This window comes from Vibrio pomeroyi, assembly GCF_024347595.1.
GTDB classification, from domain to species: Bacteria; Pseudomonadota; Gammaproteobacteria; order Enterobacterales; family Vibrionaceae; genus Vibrio; species Vibrio pomeroyi.
Genome location: NZ_AP025506.1, coordinates 1,074,342 through 1,094,087 on the forward strand (window position 1 = coordinate 1,074,342; position 19,746 = coordinate 1,094,087).

At 44.9% G+C, this 19,746-nt stretch carries 18 protein-coding genes; 8 read left to right on the top strand and 10 right to left on the bottom strand.

The window, feature by feature from the left end:
• Positions 1 to 24: 24 nt before the first annotated feature.
• A complete protein-coding gene (locus tag OCV12_RS04825) occupies positions 25 to 1,365 on the bottom strand; it encodes a 6-phospho-beta-glucosidase (protein ID WP_261885475.1) in 1,341 nt (446 codons plus the stop codon).
• Positions 1,366 to 1,468: 103 nt separating this feature from the next.
• Here OCV12_RS04825 and OCV12_RS04830 point away from each other — a divergent pair, with 103 nt between their 5' ends.
• From OCV12_RS04830 to OCV12_RS04840, 3 genes are all read left to right on the top strand, one after another.
• A complete protein-coding gene (locus OCV12_RS04830; protein WP_261885476.1) occupies positions 1,469 to 2,353 on the top strand; it encodes a LysR substrate-binding domain-containing protein in 885 nt (294 codons plus the stop codon).
• 74 nt (positions 2,354 to 2,427) lie between these two features.
• Positions 2,428 to 2,808 carry a VOC family protein gene (locus OCV12_RS04835; RefSeq protein WP_239847104.1) on the top strand — a complete coding sequence of 127 codons (381 nt, stop codon included), beginning with the start codon at positions 2,428 to 2,430 and terminating at the stop codon, positions 2,806 to 2,808.
• Positions 2,809 to 2,939: 131 nt separating this feature from the next.
• Complete coding sequence (locus tag OCV12_RS04840; protein WP_261885477.1) at positions 2,940 to 3,344, top strand: globin; 405 nt, start codon at positions 2,940 to 2,942, stop codon at positions 3,342 to 3,344.
• Between the two features lie 46 nt (positions 3,345 to 3,390).
• Here the strand turns inward: OCV12_RS04840 and OCV12_RS04845 are convergent, their stop codons facing one another.
• Positions 3,391 to 3,969, bottom strand: coding sequence for an outer membrane protein (locus OCV12_RS04845; protein WP_261885478.1), 579 nt, complete (start codon positions 3,967 to 3,969; stop codon positions 3,391 to 3,393).
• A 363-nt stretch (positions 3,970 to 4,332) separates the two neighbouring features.
• On the bottom strand, positions 4,333 to 5,100 hold the full coding sequence (locus OCV12_RS04850; protein WP_261885479.1) for a hypothetical protein: 768 nt from the start codon (positions 5,098 to 5,100) through the stop codon (positions 4,333 to 4,335).
• 139 nt (positions 5,101 to 5,239) lie between these two features.
• Here OCV12_RS04850 and OCV12_RS04855 point away from each other — a divergent pair, with 139 nt between their 5' ends.
• The gene (locus tag OCV12_RS04855) at positions 5,240 to 5,629 is read left to right on the top strand and encodes a DUF4345 domain-containing protein (RefSeq protein WP_261885480.1); all 390 of its coding nucleotides are present in this window, start codon (positions 5,240 to 5,242) and stop codon (positions 5,627 to 5,629) included.
• A 9-nt stretch (positions 5,630 to 5,638) separates the two neighbouring features.
• Complete coding sequence (locus tag OCV12_RS04860; RefSeq protein WP_261885481.1) at positions 5,639 to 7,141, top strand: arylsulfatase; 1,503 nt, start codon at positions 5,639 to 5,641, stop codon at positions 7,139 to 7,141.
• 69 nt (positions 7,142 to 7,210) lie between these two features.
• On the opposite strand, the gene OCV12_RS04865 is transcribed toward OCV12_RS04860, so the two are convergent.
• From OCV12_RS04865 to OCV12_RS04880, 4 genes are all read right to left on the bottom strand, one after another.
• Positions 7,211 to 8,236, bottom strand: a complete 1,026-nt coding sequence (locus OCV12_RS04865; RefSeq protein ID WP_261885482.1) for a LacI family DNA-binding transcriptional regulator — start codon at positions 8,234 to 8,236, stop codon at positions 7,211 to 7,213.
• A gap of 232 nt (positions 8,237 to 8,468) precedes the next feature.
• Positions 8,469 to 9,545 (bottom strand): porin, encoded by a 1,077-nt coding sequence (locus tag OCV12_RS04870; protein ID WP_261885483.1) that lies wholly within the window; start codon positions 9,543 to 9,545, stop codon positions 8,469 to 8,471.
• A gap of 199 nt (positions 9,546 to 9,744) precedes the next feature.
• Positions 9,745 to 10,761: a nuclear transport factor 2 family protein gene (locus tag OCV12_RS04875; RefSeq protein ID WP_048616719.1), complete on the bottom strand. Its 1,017-nt coding sequence runs from the start codon at positions 10,759 to 10,761 to the stop codon at positions 9,745 to 9,747.
• A 125-nt stretch (positions 10,762 to 10,886) separates the two neighbouring features.
• Positions 10,887 to 12,191, bottom strand: coding sequence for an MFS transporter (locus tag OCV12_RS04880; RefSeq protein WP_210445343.1), 1,305 nt, complete (start codon positions 12,189 to 12,191; stop codon positions 10,887 to 10,889).
• Between the two features lie 348 nt (positions 12,192 to 12,539).
• Here OCV12_RS04880 and OCV12_RS04885 point away from each other — a divergent pair, with 348 nt between their 5' ends.
• Both OCV12_RS04885 and OCV12_RS04890 read left to right on the top strand, forming a co-directional pair.
• Positions 12,540 to 14,081 (top strand): sodium:solute symporter family transporter, encoded by a 1,542-nt coding sequence (locus OCV12_RS04885; RefSeq protein ID WP_261885484.1) that lies wholly within the window; start codon positions 12,540 to 12,542, stop codon positions 14,079 to 14,081.
• Between the two features lie 26 nt (positions 14,082 to 14,107).
• A complete protein-coding gene (locus OCV12_RS04890) occupies positions 14,108 to 15,478 on the top strand; it encodes an L-serine ammonia-lyase (protein ID WP_261885485.1) in 1,371 nt (456 codons plus the stop codon).
• Between the two features lie 112 nt (positions 15,479 to 15,590).
• On the opposite strand, the gene OCV12_RS04895 is transcribed toward OCV12_RS04890, so the two are convergent.
• On the bottom strand, positions 15,591 to 16,076 hold the full coding sequence (locus OCV12_RS04895) for an Lrp/AsnC family transcriptional regulator (protein ID WP_019825927.1): 486 nt from the start codon (positions 16,074 to 16,076) through the stop codon (positions 15,591 to 15,593).
• 122 nt (positions 16,077 to 16,198) lie between these two features.
• Here OCV12_RS04895 and OCV12_RS04900 point away from each other — a divergent pair, with 122 nt between their 5' ends.
• Complete coding sequence (locus OCV12_RS04900; RefSeq protein ID WP_017629766.1) at positions 16,199 to 16,798, top strand: LysE family translocator; 600 nt, start codon at positions 16,199 to 16,201, stop codon at positions 16,796 to 16,798.
• A 142-nt stretch (positions 16,799 to 16,940) separates the two neighbouring features.
• On the opposite strand, the gene ahpF is transcribed toward OCV12_RS04900, so the two are convergent.
• Complete coding sequence (gene ahpF, locus OCV12_RS04905) at positions 16,941 to 18,533, bottom strand: alkyl hydroperoxide reductase subunit F (protein WP_261885486.1); 1,593 nt, start codon at positions 18,531 to 18,533, stop codon at positions 16,941 to 16,943.
• Between the two features lie 215 nt (positions 18,534 to 18,748).
• Positions 18,749 to 19,306 (bottom strand): alkyl hydroperoxide reductase subunit C, encoded by a 558-nt coding sequence (ahpC, locus tag OCV12_RS04910; protein ID WP_004736364.1) that lies wholly within the window; start codon positions 19,304 to 19,306, stop codon positions 18,749 to 18,751.
• Positions 19,307 to 19,746 lie beyond the last annotated feature (440 nt).

Here is a 19,746-nt window from a genome sequence, read left to right on the forward strand (position 1 = left end):
TAAACTGAGCTAATATGGGCTGGGTTATTGCTCACTTTGAGCGAGTCGGTGAGCAAACGCAGGCATGAAGTCTAAGTTCTCACGAATCGTTTCTAGTAAAGCCTCATCGATGTGCGAGCCTGAATCGACAATAGGGTTTAGAATCAAAGCGCGCTTGGCTAACGCAATATCTCCGGTCATGGCCGCTTTAACGGTTAAGGTTTCAAACTCTTTCATTTGTTGAATCAAGCGCAGCGTGTCGCTATCAAAAGGTTCGACGTTTAGTGGCAGGATCGCACTGCTGGTGATCACCGAACTTACTTCTACCGCACAGTCATCAGGTAATCCTTGAATCGCACCATTGTTGCGCGTGTTGACGTGCATGATAGAACGTTTGTTGTTGTGAATACTGCTCATCAACTCACAAGCTGCTTCAGAGTAGTATGCGCCACCACGCTCTTCTAACAATTGAGGTTTGGTATCTAGCATTGGATCTTGATAGATCTCAAGCAGCTGTTTTTCAACTTCAGCTACTAGGTCGGCACGGTTAGTTTTGCTCTCTGAAGCTGCAAACTCTTTGTCTAGAATATCTCGTGATTGGTAGTAATAACGTAGGTAAGCACACGGAACGATGTTAAGTGAGTGAATCAACTCACCGTCCCACTCGAAAGGTGGGATGTTTTTCGGCATCATTTGATCATTTCCCGCAATAAGCTCTTCGATCAGCTCGCCAAGTTTATCTTGGCCTTCATGAAGCACTTTACGAGCCCATACTAAGTGGTTTAAGCCCGCAATTTGCATCGTCATATCTTCACGTTTGGCACCAAGCATTTTGGCTGCGCCGCGCTCCATGTTCACTGGCACATTACACAAGCCGACAGTTTTGATGGTTGAGTGCTTAACCAACGCTTCAGTGACCATGCCTGATGGGTTGGTAAAATTAAGTAGCCATGCATTAGGGCACAGTGTTTCCATCTCTTTTGCGATTTCTAATGCAATGGGGATAGTGCGGCAGGCGTTCGAAAAACCACCTAAACCGTTGGTCTCTTGTCCTATCATGCGATACTTCAGAGCAATCCTCTCGTCACGTAATCTTGCTTCCATTCGACCCGCCCTGAATTGTGAACAGACGAAATCCGCGTCTTTCAAAGCTAATTTTCGGTCAGTGGTGAGATGCACTTTGATTTGACAGTTGGCTTTATTGATCATGCGCTCAGTTAGATCCGCAATCACCTGTGCTTTTTCTAATCCAGCTTCGATATCAACTAACCAAAGATCCGAGATAGGCAGTTCGTGATGACGTTTTAACAAGCCTTCAACTAGCTCTGGGGTGTAACTTGAACCACCACCAATCACGGCGACTTTCAATTTATGTTCTTGTTTCATGTTCTTCACCATTATATTTTTAGATTACGTGATTTAATCTATATGATGAGTAACTAAGCCGACAAACCAGTATCGGCTATATATGAATTAGTAAGGGTAATCCATGGGGTTGTTTGAGAACAGACAACAAACGCTGTCATTGCTGCACACATTCAGTGTCGCTGCCAAACATTTGAGTTTTACTGTAGCTGCTGATGAGCTGTTTTTAACTCAGGGTGGCGTCAGTCATCGTATTAAAAAGTTGGAGCAGCAGCTGAAATTCAGCTTATTCGTGCGCAAAACTCGCAAGCTGGAACTCACACCGGAAGGGCAAAGAGTTCTATCTATGCTTAATGTCTCTTTTGAATCGATATTCTCTGAGCTGATGGATATTCAAACGGGCGAGCTGAGTGGTGAGCTCTATATCGCAACCTCTCCTTATTTTGCATCTTCTTGGTTGATGCCACGACTGCCTGAGTTTAGAAAACTCTACCCAGGCTTAAGCCTGAAATTGCAAACCAAACAGAACCAATCTGATTTCCAGTTTGAACCTTATGATGTGGCAATTTTCTATAGCGAAGGCCACTATCCTAATCACTATAGTGAGCGGTTATTTTCCGGAGTTAGAACGCCTGTGTGTAGTCCTGAATATGCCAAGAGGTTTAACCTTGAGAAGGGCTCCCAACAATTAGCGGGTGTGCAATTTATTCATAGTGGAGATGTAACCTCTTGGCAACGTTGGTTAGCTGAAGAGCAAAGTGATGTCGATTGCACGCTAATGTGCGATTACTACAGTGATAACCGCCTAGCAATGGATGCTGCAATATTGTCGATGGGCGTCGCATTAGGGCGTTTAGAGTTCATGAAACCGCAAATAGAGCAGGGGCTGTTAGTGGCTCCATTGATGAGTATTGAATCTGGCAAGGGCTATGATTTGGTGTGCCCAAAAGGGATGGAACAACGCACCAAGTTCCAGGTTTTTGCTCAATGGATGAAGCAGCAGTTGTAGTAGATGCGCCTCTAGACAAACCGGAACTAAGGGTCTAGTTTAGGATGTTCTTTCACTATAAGAAGAGGTTAGTTATGTTCAGCCATGTTTTTCTTGGAACCGAAGATATTGAACGCGCGAAGTCTTTCTATGACCCAATCATGAAGGTGCTTGGCTACAGCGAAGGTTCTGTCGACCCTAAAGGTCGCTGCATTTACGTGAGCCAAACTGGTGTATTAGGTTTAACCAAACCGATTGATGGTCAGCCTGCAACGCACGGCAATGGTATGACGATCGGCTTCCTAGCATCTTCCCCTGAGCTAGTGGACGAATGGCATCGTGTTGGCGTAGAAAATGGTGGCACGAGCATTGAAAATGGCCCGGGTGCGAGAGGTTCTGACGAGCGCCGACTTTACATGGCTTATTTGCGAGATCCTGATGGAAACAAGATCTGTGCAACTCACTTTATGCCTTAGCTCTCCTTAATCCTCAGTTCACGTTATGCCTCAGTTCGGTTTAAGGCATAGTTCATTTTATGCCACAGTGGCGTATAATTAAGTCATCTCGGTTGTTCAGTGCGAACGAACCATTGCAAAGGATTGGCTAGATGACACCAAACGAATTGTTTTATGAGAGCTTTGAGCGTTGCAGAATCGACCAAGAATTCTTAGAAACATTCTTGGCTGATTTCTGTGAGCATAATCCTAGGTTTTCAGAGCGTTTTGAAAACATAGGACTAGAGCAACAAACTAAGATGCTCAAGGCCTCAATCATCCTGATTTATAACTCTTCTGGTTTACCCAGTGTGCGGAGCTCTGTAAAAAGGCTTGGTAAGCAACACAAAGATCTCGGGATGGACATTTCTGAACAAGAGCTCAACGAGTGGTTTCACTCATTACTGAATACCGTCAAGAAATATGACCCACACTATAATGATCAAGTTGAACAAGCGTGGGCGGAAACTCTCGATGCTGGTCTAACGATCATGAAGAAAGAGTGTGTCGTTAAATAAGCCCTGTTTAGCACAAGGCTTACTTATCTTAATGGTATTATAACGCTTAAAAGGTTAAGCCAGCTTGTATACCCAGAACCGATTCAGGAAGGTTCCGACCAGTAGTCCCACCAAATTCATACCAGTCAAAGCTCGCTCGAGTGACAAATTTAGAGTGACCAAATACCGGTTTTAATGACTTGTATTCAGCCCCTATACCGTAGGTTAGACCTAAGTCATCATGTGATCCTTTGTGAACGTCATAACTATTATTAGAGCTGAACACCAATTTGGTCTTTGAGTATGTGTAGAGAGCCCCCGCTTTACCGTAAATAGAGAAGTTTTCGTTGAAGCTGTGCTTATACATAGGTGCTAATGACACGATCAAAGAATCAAACTCTTCTTCTGTACGTCGCCAAGTATCGTCGTAAGATTGAGTATGTTTATAATCTGTACTGATAACCAGTAATGTCGATTCAATATACCAGTTACTTTGTACAATCTGGCTACCTAGTGTGAACTGAGCGCCAATGTCGCCGCTATCCACACCTGCACCACCCAATACATACATTTCATTGGATGCAAAAGCTGAGTTAGTTGTCATAGCGGCAATCGCTATAAGCACCGCTAAGCGTAGTTTTTTCATATTATTCTCCGAAGTTTGTATATTTCGGGAGAGAATTCTAGCGACATTCTGAAAATAAAAAACACTGTTCGAATGCTGTGTGAGATATTCAATAAAGATTAAATTAATCAAAATCTGAAGATTGTTTTTTTAGTTCAAAAAAGATATTTTTTTAGATCTGTGACTGGTGCTTTGGTGAGTGTTTGTGTTTGATTTATAGGTGTTTTTCTCTGTTGAATGGAATAGTTCACATTGGTTGCAATGAGTCCCAGCGATTGAGCTATCGCTGGGACTTAAATCTGTCGAGGCAACATTTTAATAAGTATTAAACGTCTCATGCGAAACCTAGCGTGAGAGCTTCATCAATCAGCCGAATACGTTGGATTAAAAATGAGCAGCCCAACCTACTAAGAAACCTTGTGATGCGGTGTCATATTCAAAAGTGCCTTTGTTTTCGTAATCAACCCAAGTGGATTTGTACGCGATGTTTAAATCTGACCAATCGTTGATTTGATAGCGAACCCCAGTTAATAAAGAGCTGGTAAAGTCAGTATCGCTGCCAAGTCCTATGTCTAGGCTAGTGTGTACCATCCAATTTTTGTGGAGTGCTTTGGTCCAACGAACCCCGATAAGGTAATCAATCCAATCTTCCTCCAAAGACCTTGAATTCAAAGTTGTTCCGTTGCTTGTATAGAGCTTCGAATCAATATCGTTGTCCCACCAGCGTAATCCGACCATGTAATCAATATTACCAATATCGTATTGATAACGTTTGAACCCTTTTACCTCTAACACGCCTTGCCTGATCTCAAGTTTACCATTGAGGATCTCTGCATTACCTATGACCGAGTTGGACTTAGCACTTAAATCCATAAAGCTGTAATCAAGGTAGTAACCCCATTGATTATCATAAATCCCTTCAAGGCGAAGCATTGCGCCCATATCGAAATTATCCATGATGAATGCTGGGTCAACATCGACTTCGCCGGATAGGTTTCCAATGGTGGTGTCACCACGAATATTCAGAGCTTGAGCATAGATCTCAATGCTGTGCTGCCATTTTTTCATGCTCGTTTCTGAGCTTGCTTCTTGAGCAGTAACGGTTGAACTGACAACTAACATTGGTGCGATTAGGTAATGCCACTTAGCCATATTGATATCCCTATATTCGATGTGAAACAGCGCCTTAATGAATGGTTAGATCTTTGAGTCACTTTGCCTATATGCAACTTGTATATCTCTGATTGTAGACTATGTTTTTTTTAAAGAGCCAAATTTTGAGAGTAAGGATATGAAGCCACAAAGTATTTTCTTGTTAGTCGCGGTTCTGGGTTTAACACCCATTGCATTGTCGTACGGCTTTGCACCGGCTATTTCTATGAATTACCTTTTCGGGATCGATGCGAGTCCGATTAACGTGACACATATATTTCGCGCTGTGATGGGGCTTTATTTGGCGTTGGCTCTGTTTTGGATCGGTGGCGCATTGATCAAAAAGTATCGACTGCCTGCGTTGTATAGCTTGGTGGTCTTCATGTTGGGTTTAGCTGCGGGCCGAGTCATCAGCTTGGTATTGGATGGCATGCCGCATTGGCTACTTTTCGTCTATCTGATCTTGGAACTTGGCTTTGGTTTAGTCGGTTTAAAAATGATTCATAACGAGCAATCTGAAACAGTATAAGGACATTTTATGAAAAGGATTTTCCATCTTCTTATCCTGAGTGTGTTGAGTAGCTTTTCGCTATCAGCATGGTCAGATCAAGAGCAGCCAAATATCTTTGTTATCTTCACTGATGATGTGGGGATCTCAAACCTGAGTGCCTATCATAATGGCGTGATGAGCAGTGAAACACCGAATATCGACAGCATTGCCGAGAAGGGCATGTTACTTACCGATTACTACGCTCAACCTTCGTGTACCGCGGGTCGTTCCGCCTTCTTAACTGGGCAGTTACCAGTACGAACAGGAATGCACTCTGTTGGATTACCGGGTGGCCCTGTAGGTTTGAGTGCGGATACCCCAACGCTTCCAGAAATGCTCAAGAGCATGGGTTATGTGACAGGGCAATTTGGTAAAAACCACTTAGGTGACCGAGATGAATTCCTACCGACAATGCACGGTTTTGATGAATATTGGGGTTGGTTGTATCACTTGAATGCGATGGAATACACCGAAGACCCGGATTGGCCAAAAGACGGCTCGTTAGACGCATTTGCGCCTCGTAACGTGATCTATTCAAGAGCGGATGGTAAGGGCGGACAAACCATCGAGGATGATGGCGCGCTGTCGATTGAGCGTATGCGTACACTGGATGATGAAGTCAACAAACACGCTATTAACTTTATCGAAAGGGCGGTGGAAGCGGAGAAACCATTCTTTACTTGGTATTGCCCATCACGAGGTCACGTTTGGACGCACCTTTCGGAAGAGTATGAAGCTATGCTTGGCCAGAACGGGTGGGGATTGCAAGAAGTGGTGATGAAAGATCTCGATGATCACGTTGGTGAAATGCTTGCCAAAATGGAAGAACTCGGCATTGCAGATAACACCATCATCATTTTCACGGCCGATAATGGCCCTGAAATCATGACATGGCCAGATGGCGGTATGACACCATTCCATGGTGAGAAAGGCACAACATGGGAAGGTGGTGTTCGTGCTCCTGCATTGGTGAGTTGGCCGGGCAAAATCCCAGCTGGCAGTGTCGGCAATGGCATCTTCGATGGTATGGATTGGTTACCAACACTGATTGCAGCGGCGGGCGGCCCGACAGACTTGAAAGAGAAAATGCTGAAAGGTCACGATGGTTTTAAAGCACACCTCGATGGTTACAACCAAGTCGATATGTTAACGGAAAAAGGCGAGTCGAATCGTAAAGAGATTTACTACTACGAGCGAGACAAGCTACAAGCCGTTCGAGTTGGAGATTGGAAAGCGCACTTCGTGGTTCAGAATCACGGTTGGAGCGGTCCTAAAGAAGAGCTTAATGCACCACTACTGTTCAACCTGCGCCGCGACCCTTACGAGCGAGCAGCTGAAGAATCTGGGATGTACTTGAAATGGATGGGACAGAAGATGTGGGCGTTTGGCCCTGCTCAAGCCGCTATTCAGCAACACTTAGCAACCTTCGAAGAGTGGCCGCCAGTAACACCTGAATCTCCGGCTGAGAAAACCGGTGGTGTGGGGAATTAGTTAAATATCATAAAAAATCCCGCTCTGTGTGAGCGGGATTTTTAATTGGAATGCGTCTTAACTTTAGCTCTATTTTAGCGTTGTTTCCCGCTCTATGAACTTCACTGGTACCATCAATTTAACCAAGCTAGTGTCTTGCTCTTGAATCTGGCTAACGACAATTTTCACTGACTCACGGGCAAGGCGTCTGAAGTCTTGCTTGAAGGTGGTGAGTTGGTAGTTTAACCACTGAGTCTGTGGAATATCATCAAAACCAATTACTTGCAGATCTTCAGGAATACGCAGATTGAACTCTAAGCGCGCTACATCCATGACCGCCATAGCGAGGTTATCTGTCGCACAGAATATCGCTTGCGGCTGTGTTGGCTCGGAAAACAGAGCGCGAATCGTATCCAGTGAATCAAGGTAGTCATAATCCGCTTCAACAACACGAGCTTGCTTGCCTGTTAGGTCTTCGAACTCTGAACAAAAGCCCGCTTCACGTTCGCCATTGGTGTAAGTCGGCACGTTACCTGTTAGGTAAACCGCTGACTTTGTTCCTACGCTATGTAAATGCTGAGCAGCAACTTGGCCTGCTGCATAGTTATCGCTCACCACATGGCTGCTCTTCGTGCCTTCAACTACACGAGCATACTGAACAATAGGGATGTCGAACTCTTCACACTCTTCATAAAGTGACTTATTGAACGTCGCAGAAGCGGCAATCACACCATCAACTCGATACTGGAAGATGTTAGGAATCGAGTGGTTGTCATTGCCATCGACTTGCCACGGGATAAGCACCGCAGAATAGCCCTGTTTTTGTAACTCAGTAGAGATGAGCTGCAGGGTTTTCATGTGAATTGGGTAGTCGGCATCTGGGAAAACTAAGCCAATCAATTTGGATTCATTTGTCGTCAGACTACGGGCAAACGCATTGGGACGATAATTCAACGATTTTGCTGCATCGAACACTTTCTGCTTGGTCTTTTCAGACACTGAACTGCCCGGTACAAATACGCGAGATACAGTTGATTGAGAAACGCCCGCAAGTTTAGCGACATCTTTAGATGTGACGGTTGGCTTTGACGCCGTGGAGTGTTTTGGTGAGTTCATAGACCATGCTTTTAAGCCAATTTAACGGCCTATAGAGTACCATAGATAGGTACGTATTCAAAAAAGCAATGCATGAGAATGTTATGAAAGATAAGGGCTAATTGAGGTTGTTGGGTATTACCTTGGGTATGACCCAAAAGAAAGCTCTACGTACATGCATAAACATATTGTAGAGCTTTAGTTGGACAGTTTTGTTCAATATTTCTTACTTGTCTAATGCCTTATTCAGCCATTAGAAGTAGTAACGAATACCAGCAGCGAATTGGTCGTCGCTGTTTTCGTAACGGTTACCCACTGACTTGTCGTTGCCGTTGTCGAATTGGTATTCCGTCCACACTAAGAATTTGTTTTTCTTAAAGTGGTACTCAAGGCCAGGGATGATCAGCTGACGTTCATAGCCGTTAGCGTTGTCGTCTGTATCCGTTAAGTAGTTAACGTTAAATGTTGGACGCAGACCGTTTTCAAAGTGGTAGTACGTGAAGAATTCAGCACCACGGTGGTCGTAGAATTCAGCTTGGCTGGTGGTTTCCCAGTTTGAGCCCTGGCTGTAGGTGAAACCAACAAATAGGCCATCATTGGTGTAGTTCACACCCAACAAACCGATGCGCTGGGTATCGCCATCTTTAATGTTTTGCACGCCTGCATCAACATCATCAAACTCATTTTGGTGGTAAGCCAAACCAATGGTTAAGCCATCCATCACAGTGTAAAGCGTTGATGCACCCATACCGTTTTTCAGCGTTGCGGTTAAACCGTCAGCTAGGCCAACATTTTCACGAGTGGTTTGGTAAGTGAAGCCGTATTTCCAGTTGTCGTTGATGTTGTTGCGGTAGGTGATTGAGTTCTCGGCACGGCCTGTACCAGAAGCAATACCCCAGTCAGATAGGTTGTAATAGCCAGAACCACGTGAACCAAATACGCGGCCCATATCGGTAAACCAAGCCACATCGTAGAAGGTCGACCATTGCTTAGTACCCGCAGCAATCTTGCCGTATTTTTCGTGCTCTACGCCAGCGTATAGAAGTCGGTCGTAAATATTGTCGCCGTTAGCACCTGAGTTGTAACCCCATTCGGCATGGCCAAAGCCAGTCCAGTCGTTGTCTAGTCCCATTTGACCTTTAAGGCCGAAACGAGAACTACCGCTGTTCCATTCGCCGTTATGGTCGCCACCTTTGTCTTGGTAACGAACGTCGAAACGACCATCTAGAGTCAGGCTATCGCCCGCGTCATTGGTAAAAGTGTGTGCAGCAAAAGCAGAACCTGAGGTAAGTGCTGTCAGGATCACTGCAGAAAGAATCGACTTTTTCATTGTAATTCTCTTTATTCAAGCCGTAGAAAGCCACCGTGCTTTCAAGCCCGTTATATAGGTAATGGTTTGGCAGGGTGTGCCCATCCGTTAGGCACAAGTTGGTTATCTTGGGTGGAGCAAGTTGCCGAGGGCGAGAAGGAGCCCTCGACAGTCATGTTTATCTAGTGTAGGTAAGGACTAGATAGACAATAGGACACAGTTACAGCGTTGGGTTCATGATGGTTGAAGTGCGTTCGAACACGTCTAGACCTTGCTGTTGTAGCCAGTAAGGAAGGTCGATAAGAACCCAGTTCTCAGACAGTTTGTCACCGTCACGGTAGTAAACGTCAACTACTTGCATGTTTGCACGTACTTCACCACCAGTCATACCTAGGAAGCCACCTGTTGGTGTGTTTGATAGGTTTGGCCAACCGAAGAAACAAGAGAAGTTACCTTCAGCGAAACGACAAACGTGGCCGTTGAACTTCTTGTCTTTCAGGTTGTTACGGAAAGGAAGTTGGTGCTGCTGTTGGTAACGAGGAATTGTGTAAGACGCGCCGATACCACATGGGCCGTACCAAATCATGTCTTTTGACCAGCTCTTCGCTAGCACTTCTGGTGGGCAACCCATCGCACCGCTGTCGTTAAGAGCAGACAGGTCATCAACCATTTTGTTTACTAGAGCAAGTGTCGCAACACCTTCCTCTGGAGCCGCGTCTTCGAATAGCAGACCATCGTGGTTGCGTGGGCCAGGGTATACGAAGTGCTTACCAGTTGACGGTGGAAGTGGGTAACAACCCGCTTGATCCATCATGCCTAGAAGGTCTAGGAACAAGCCTGTCTTAGTGATTTTGCCATCAACAACACAGTTAAATTCTGCGTAGCGAACGTTCATAATCTTGCCAGTAGGGCGCATGCCTAGGTATTCAGCGTCGAATAGACCCATGAAGTGACCCATGCTCATTACCCAAATCTCATCTGGGTTAACTTCGTTGTTACCACCGATGAAGATGTCTTGACGACGCTGCATGCGAGTCATCGACTTCATCATTGGCGCCCAGAATACGTCAGCTGCTGCTTGTGCGCCTTCTTGCTCACGGAATGGGTAAACACCGCGCCACAAGTAATCTTCAGAAGTGTGTGCTTTTAAAACTTCAGCAACGTTCTCGTGAGTTGCGTTTTCCATTGCATCGAAGTATTCACGAACAATGCGTTTAGCTTCTTGATATTTAGACATAATAATTTCTCTTTGTGTTGTCGAGTCAACATTCGGAACAGGACTCGATTTGGATTTTGTTACCGGCTGACTTATCAGCCGGCTTTACATTTTTCGTATTTGAACTTCAGCGTATGAGTGTCGAATTAAGCTTTTGCTGCTTCAGCTTTTTTGCTCTTATCGAAGACGCCACCTTTAAGAGTTTCAGGCAGTGTTAGCCATAGTAGGCCGGCGATAATCCATACGATTGGTGAGCCCCACATTGCTGTTTGTAGGTCGGTACGCTCTTGGATGAAGATAAGAACCATTGGTGCCCACATGCCGATAATACGACCGCCATGGAATAAAGCTGCACCATAGCTACGCAAGCGTGCTGGGAACAATTCAGAGAAGTAACCGCCCCATACTGCAGAAGCAGATAGGCCGAAGTTGTAGATAAGGCCTAGAAGAGCCAGCATGTTTAAGCCACCAATCACCATGTCGCCAGGTGCGACAAAGAAGATAGAAACCATGATACCTGCGAGGATGAAGCCGAATGCGTTGATCTTACGACCGTACTTATCTGCTGCCCATCCCCAGAACCATGCACCGAAGAGTGAACCAAATGCTGAGATAGAGAAGATCAAACCGATGGTTGCACCATCAAACATACGAACATCTTTCAGGTAGGTAGTTACAAAGCCACCGAAGAATTGGAATCCGTAGAAGTTAAGACCAGAAAGAAGTAAACAAGTAATCGTAATTTTGCGGTAAGGCTTGCTTAACATCTCACCCCAAGAACCTTTTTTAGCTTCGGTTACTTCGCCAGCTGCATTGGTTGTTGTTTGCTGATCTTCTTCACCGTAGGCGATCACTGTTTTGTCGCTTGGTAATACAAAGATCATTAACGCTGCTGCTACAAGCGGTGGAATACCACCTACCCACATTAGGCTCTGCCAAGGTGCATCAACACTTGTAATGAAGGCTGCGTAAGCGCCCATTGCTACTAAGGCAACAGAGAACATTGAAGAAGCAAATGCGGTCAACTTACCACGTACCGTCGGTGTGAATAGGCCGATCATTAGGCTCACTGCTACAGTGAAGTAACCACCCAGTGATAAACCAATGATGAAACGCATTGCAGCCCAAGTGGCGTAGTCGGTGAACATCATATTGATGATGGTTGCACCACCGTTTAGCGCTGTGATGGCAATAAGAGTGGATTTCTTACCAAATTTTGTTGCGAACCATGCACAGCTTAGTGCACCAATCAGGGCACCAACTGACTGCCAAGTGTAGAACTGAGCGGTATCAGAAAGGCTAATACCAGCATATTCTTCCACGATGTATGGGCGTACGTAGTCAATAATTACAAAGTTATAACAATAGAAAAAGTAGCCGACTAGAATTGCTAGATATGCGGCTACCCTTTGAATCATAGGAACTTCGCTCATGTGTTTTTTAATGGTCATGACCGATAAACCTTTATTTTATATAGGGTGATTTTGGTTTTAATTATTGTGTGTTGATTATTTAGCTTCATCACACCGTCTTCATTTCGGGAGAGATAATAGAATTTTTGTGGTTATTAGATCCGTGATCAAAGTCAATTTTAAAATGAGTGCGTACCCATTTTGTGTATTTTAGTGATCTTGATCTCATTTAACTGCGTTTTTGTGCTTTGTGGGACGATTTGAGTGTTTAATCGTCTATCTTAGTGATAATAGTCACACTTACTGTGGGTTTTTGAGGGAAAATATCCAATTTTGAGTAATATTGGCGGCGAATGATTAGAAGAATACAATAAACGGAATCTAAAAATGGTTACGTACTCAAGTTTTGTGGTTATTGCTCTTTATGTGTTAACTACTTTATTTATCAGCTACTTAGTAAACAAACGCTATAGCGTTGGTGGCGACTTTTCGACTGGTGGAAAACAATTTGGTTGGTTTACGGCGGGTGTGTCGATTCTTGCAACCTACATTAGTGCGATGACGTTCGTGGGTATGCCGGGCTGGGTTTATAGCTCTGGCATGGAAGCGATGAGCGTTCATCTGAATTACCCAATAGTGATCTTTTTCGCTGTGGTTTTCTTTGTTCCAGTGTTCTACAAACTCGGCCTGACCTCGATTTATGAATACTTAGAGCACCGCTTTGGCGTTGTTGCTCGCACGATCAATTCCATCGTGTTTATTGTGGTTCAGTGTATTTCGGCGGGGGTGATTTTGTATGCGGTGGCATTGATCTTGGTGCAAGTGCTGCCGGTGAGTATCTCCGAGGCGATCATCTACATCAGCCTGTTTACCGCCTTGTATACCTATGCGGGGGGCATCTCAACCGTCATATGGACAGACATGCTTCAGTCAGCAGTGTTGATTATTGGCAGCATTGCGATCTTTGTTTTATTGCTGATGAAAATCGATGCGGGCGAGATGTTGTCTCCTGAGCATCTGAATATCATCAACCTAGATTTTGATCTTGGCGTCGACACCACATTGTGGGCGGGTGTAGTGGCAGTGAGCTTTTTACACCTGAGCGTATATGGCACTAACCAACTGATTATTCAAAGAACACTGGCGACAAAAAACGTTCAGACAGCGCAAAAATCCATGCTGCTTTGTGGTTACGGCGCGTTCTTCATCTATCTGTTTTTTGCTGTGATGGGTGTGTTGCTAAGTGTCTTTTATCAAGACACCAGCTTTGAGAACAGCAATGAAGTGATTCTCGATTTCGTGTTTAACCATACTAACCCAATCATTGTTGGGCTTGTAATTTCTGCATTGTCGGCAGCAGCGATGTCGACACTGGATTCTACTTATAACTCAATGGCAACTGTGGCGACATTCGATTTCTATAAGCGCTTTTTCCGTAAAACAGCCTCCAATGCGCATTATGAATCGGTGGCAAGAAAAATGAGTCTCGTTGCTGCCGCTTCGGTTGTTGTGCCTGCTTTACTGGCGGTCTCTAATGAATCAGTGCTTAAAACTATTGCCAGCCTAACTTCAATTTTTGTTGGTATTCGCCTTGGCTCTTTCATCCTTGGGTTGTTCTTCAAGCAAGCGAATGAAAAAGGCGTTATAGCGGGCAGTATCGGCAGTGTCGTAGTGGTATTTATTGCCAAATACAGTGGCATCTCTTGGCCTTGGTTTGCCTTAATTGGCACGGTGGTTTTCTTAGTTCTAGGTGTTGTTGTGAGCCGTCTCTGGGGAGAGGTGACACAGCAACAACACGAATTTATCGCCAAGCAAAAGCACTTGTTCGCTAAGCCTACCGCGAGTCATTACGGCTTGTTGGTCTTTGCGGTTGTGACGATCGCTGCTTGTACTGTTATCCCTGATTGGCTTTATGCCGCTCTTTCTTAATTGACCGATTCTTTACTGGTATATCTATGTTATCGATCTTTGATATCTACAAAATTGGTGTGGGGCCATCGAGCTCACACACTAACGGCCCAATGATTGCGGGTTTTCATTTCACTCAATTAGTCGCAGACAGAATCACAGAGGTGGTACGTGTTCAGGTCGATCTTTATGGTTCGTTATCGTTAACCGGAATAGGGCACCACACCGATAGAGCGACCATCTTGGGTTTGCTTGGTAATAAGCCAGACACCATTAAGATCACCAGCGCTAATGAAGCGATGCGACGTGCTATCGACAGTGGTGAAATGCAATTGAGTGGCAACCACGCGATTGGCTTTAACTACCAAACCGACATGCTCTTTCACGAAGACAATCTGCCCCTGCATGAAAACGGCATGATGATTACCGCGTTTGATCAAGCTGGAAATGCGATTATCGATGAAACCTACTATTCGATTGGTGGTGGTTTTATTGCAACCGCGGATGAGCTGCAAAACGGTACCAAAACTGAATCGGTAGAAGTGACTTACCCTTTCAAGAATGCCGATGAAATGCTGAAACAAGCTGAAGACAACGGCATGAGCCTAGGTGGAATGATTCTGAAAAATGAGTCGGCCTTCCAAGATGCAGATGCTATTGCAGAAAAGGCAGACCAGATCTGGCGCGTGATGTCGCGTTGTATGGAACGCGGTTTTGAAACTGAAGGTATTCTTGATGGTGGGTTGAATGTAACTCGCCGTGCGCCAAACCTATTGAAAAAGCTAGAAGCGAATGCAGCCGTTGAGAACGACCCAATGGAAATCATGGATTGGATTAACTTGTTTGCCTTTGCCGTCAGTGAAGAAAACGCGGCGGGTGGCCAAGTGGTGACGTCACCAACTAATGGTGCCGCGGGCGTGATTCCTGCGGTATTGATGTATTACCATCGCTTTATTAAAGAGTTGGATACCAAGCAGCTCAAAGACTTCTTAGCGGTGTCGGGTGCGATTGGTATTTTGTACAAAACCAATGCTTCGATTTCAGGTGCCGAAGTTGGGTGCCAAGGTGAAGTAGGTGTGTCATCTTCTATGGCGGCTGCAGGTTTAACTGCGCTGCGCGGTGGCAGTAATGAGCAGATCTGCATTGCTGCAGAGATTGCGATGGAACATTCACTCGGTATGACGTGTGATCCGATTGGTGGCTTAGTACAAGTACCGTGTATTGAACGAAATGCGATGGGTGCGATGAAGGCGATTAATGCGTCTCGCATGGCATTGAAACGCAATAGCAAATCTTTGATTTCGTTGGATAAGGTCATCGCGACCATGTACCAAACGGGTAAAGACATGAATAAGAAGTATCGTGAAACGTCTCTTGGCGGCTTAGCGTTGATTCATTTAGCTCACCCTTGTGAATAGAAAGCGTAAATAACGATAGTTGTTTCAAACAAAGCCCAGCCCCTAAGTTTCAGAAACCTAGGGCGCTGGGCTTTTGTTTTGCTGAAAGAACAGGGCAGTCAGAAGAAGTGAACTAGTCCTCAAGAGGAAGTTGATAGCTGTTTTTCAGTTCTTTCACGGAGATATTGGATTGAATCGCACTCACGCCTTTGACTCGTCTTATTGAGCTAATACGCTCAAAGTACTCTTCCAAATCCTTTGCTAACACTTGCACCATGTAGTCGGCACCGCCTGCAATACAGTGACACATCGGAATCCAATCGGTAACGGCAACAAATTCTTCGAATGGTTCTGTGTTTTCAACTTCGTGGTTACCCAGCGTGACTAAGGTAAAACCTGCCACATGAAAGCCTAATTTCTTGCGATTGAGTTTGGCAGCATAACCGTCGATATAGCCTGTTTCTTCCATGCGTTTCCAACGGCGCCAACATGGAGTTTCACTGAGGTTTACCTTCTCGGCGAGCTTACTGTTGCTCATGCGACCGTCTTGTTGGATATGCCCTAAGATGGCGATATCTGTGTCATCTAATACTTCTTTGGTGGATTCTTTCTGTTTCATGGTTATTTTAGAAAAGTTTTGCTCAAATTTGCATTAATCTTAGCCTATATAGCAATTTAATTCCTAGTCGAATCTGTAAACTCTCTCCCTATCAATACTTTACTTACTAGGAGTGAGAGGAAATGAGCTCTCAATTAATGCTGGCGTTCTTGCTATTTTCAACATCGATTGCAATTACACCTGGGGCAGGGAATATCGCATTACTTGGGATTTCAAGTCGTTATGGGTTTGCTGCAACTTTGCCTTTTATCTCTGGGAACGCTTTTGGCATCATCATCGTACTGGCAGGATCCAGTGTCGGTTTGGTGAGCCTATTCACTCTTTACCCAGAGCTATACAACATTTTGAAGTACGCGGGCGCAGCTTATTTGCTGTTCATGGCATGGTCGATTGCCAATATGCAAATCGAAGAGAGTACCACCGATAACCGTTCGGGCTTTGTGTCGGGTGTGTTGGTTCAGGTTTTGAACCCTAAAGGTTGGATTGCTTCGTTAACTGTGTTTTCGCAGTTCATCACTCCGAATGCAGACTATCTGATTCAAGTGGTGACCATTATTGCAGGCATGGTGATCACGGGCGTACCGTGCATGTTGGTGTGGGCGTATTGCGGCACTATGCTTAAAAAGCTGCTTCAATCACCAAAACAGATGATGGTGGTAAACCGTTGTTTGGGCGGAAGTCTCGCACTAGTGGTTGCCTTTATGCTTTATCAACCAGCATAAAGCTTCGCTACAAATAAAAAAACCACTCCTAAATCCATAGGAGTGGTGTCTAAAAATCGACTAAGTGGTTAACAATAATTAGTAAATTACTAATAACTCGTAAGTTAACAAGAACGTTTTAAGGAATGTTTGCTTAAAAGATTTAAGCGGTTTCAGCCTCTTTAACCGGAGCTGAGTTACGGATTAGGTGGTCAAACGCACCTAAACTTGCTTTCGCACCTTCACCCATCGCAATGATGATCTGTTTGTAAGGTACGGTTGTTACGTCACCCGCTGCGAATACACCTTTCATTGATGTTGCGCCATGAGCGTTAATCTCGATCTCACCGCGTGGTGATAGTTCTACCTTCGTTCCCTTCAACCATTCGCTGTTTGGCATTAGGCCGATTTGAACGAAGATACCCGCGAGTTCGATTTGTTTCAGTTCGTCTGTGTTACGGTCTTTGTATTCCAGACCGGTTACACGATTTCCATCACCCAATACTTGTGTCGTTTGAGCCATCTTAATGATTTCGATGTTTGGTGTTGCGTTCGCTTTGTCGATAAGCACTTGGTCAGCGCGCAGTGTATCTGCAAATTCAAGCACGGTTACGTGTTCAACAATGCCTGCTAGGTCGATAGCGGCTTCAATACCTGAGTTACCACCGCCGATAACCGCTGTTTTCTTGCCTTTGAACAATGGACCGTCACAGTGTGGGCAGTAAGCGACACCTTTATTGCGGTAATCTTGCTCACCCGGAACGTTCATTTCACGCCAGCGAGCACCCGTACTTGTGATAACTGTGCGAGAGCGTAATGTTGCGCCGCTTTCTAGTTCAACGTGGATGTAGCCGTCTTCTGTGTCTTCGGCTGCAATGATGTTCGCAGCGCGCTGCTCAGTCATTATCTCAACACCGTACTCTTTTACGTGCTCTTCAAGGCTAGCTACTAGCTTAGGACCTGTTGTCGCTTTCACGGAGATAAAGTTCTCAATCGCCATCGTATCCATCACTTGACCACCGAATCGATCAGCAACCACACCGGTACGAATGCCTTTACGTGCTGCGTAGATAGCCGCTGAAGAACCCGCAGGGCCACCGCCGACAACCAATACATCAAACGGCGCTTGTTCGTTTAGGTTAGCCGCTTTCTTTTCTGCTGCGCCTGAGTCAACTTTGTTCAGGATCTCAGCCAGAGACATACGGCCTTGACCAAATAGCTCACCGTTAATAAACACGCTTGGAACTGCCATGATGTCGCGAGACTTCACTTCGTCTTGGAATGCTGCGCCATCGATCATGGTTGTCTTAACCAGAGGGTTAATCGCCGACATCATGTTGAATGCCTGAACCACTTCTGGACAGTTTTGGCACGATAGTGAGATGAAAATCTCTACATTAAGCTCTTGATTAAGCTCTTTAATTTGTTCGATTACGTCAGCTTCAAGCTTGATAGGGTGACCACCACTATGAAGCAGTGCCAGTACCAATGATGTGAATTCGTGACCCATAGGTAAACCGGCGAAACCGATCGCAGTGCCTTTCTCTTGGTTCACTACCTGCATGATAGGGCGGCGAGTGCTTGCGTTATCATCACGAATTACTTCAATTTTGTCGGTGAGAGAGGCGATATCATTCGCCAGATCTTGAAGTTTGTTCGCGGTATCGCTGCTATCAAGGCTCAGCACTAACTGAACATTGGTTTTTAGGTTTTCTAGGTATGCTTTTAGCTGCTGCTTCATTGCTTGATCTAACATAATCGTGCCTGCTCTTAAATTCTGTGTCTTGGTATTGACCAATACCTTCTTGCTGAAAAAGGAAAATAAAAAGGGGGCGCAAGTCGGCAAATATTGTGTTGTTGATGGCTTGAAAGGGTGGCGCGCAACTGCCCTTTAGGAGGGAGGCCGAAGCGCGCCTGTAGAACCGTTTAACTGTTCTGCTTTATTTGTTCTTTCGTTTAGCTGGGCTTAGATTAAATCTTGCCTACTAGGTCTAGAGATGGCGCTAGAGTCTCTTCGCCTTCTTTCCATTTTGCTGGGCAAACTTCACCTGGGTGAGCGGCTACGTATTGTGCTGCTTTAACCTTGCGTAGTAGGTCTTCAGCGTCACGGCCGATGCCTTCAGCTGTGATTTCCATTGCTTGGATAACGCCTTCAGGGTCGATTAGGAAAGTTGCACGGTCTGCAAGGCCCTGACCTTCACGCATAACATTGAAGTTGTTGGTGATGTTGCCTGTTTGGTCGCCTACCATGAAGTATTCGATAGTGCCGATTTTGTCAGACGTGTCGTGCCATGCTTTGTGAGAGAAGTGCGTGTCAGTTGATACTGAGAAAACTTCTACGCCGCGAGATTGAAGCTCTGCGTATTTGTCTTGTAGGTCAACTAGCTCAGTTGGACATACAAACGTGAAGTCTGCTGGGTAGAAGAAGAATACAGCCCACTTGCCTTTAACGTCTTGCTCAGTGATTTCTACGAATTCGCCGTTTTTGAATGCTGTTGCGTTGAATGGTTTGATTTCTGTGTTGATCATGTTGGACTCTCTTTCTAATTTGTAGTGTTTAACGCTATCCCGCGTCGATGGAGATATATTGCATTGGCACCGAAAATTAGTGAAATCGGACATTTCTATAGATTCAATAGGCAAATCCTATCTTTGATAGAAGATAGTTATCGATAAAAGCTATCAACAAAAACTATTAGCAAAAGTCATTAAACATCAGCCTCACAGATTTGAGGAGCTATGCTCTTTAAGCTGCCCTCTACATTTGGCTTATCTCTATTAGCGTGAACATCGATTTATCGTGTGAGTATCTATGTATAGCGTGAACAGCTATGTAGACAGTGTTTCTTTAAGTGAGCTGAGATCTACTACTAATCCATAAATAACGAAAAATTATCATTAATATAATTTATGATAATTTAAGTTAATCACGGTCTCTCCCTATACTCTCTTCATCGAAACGAAATACC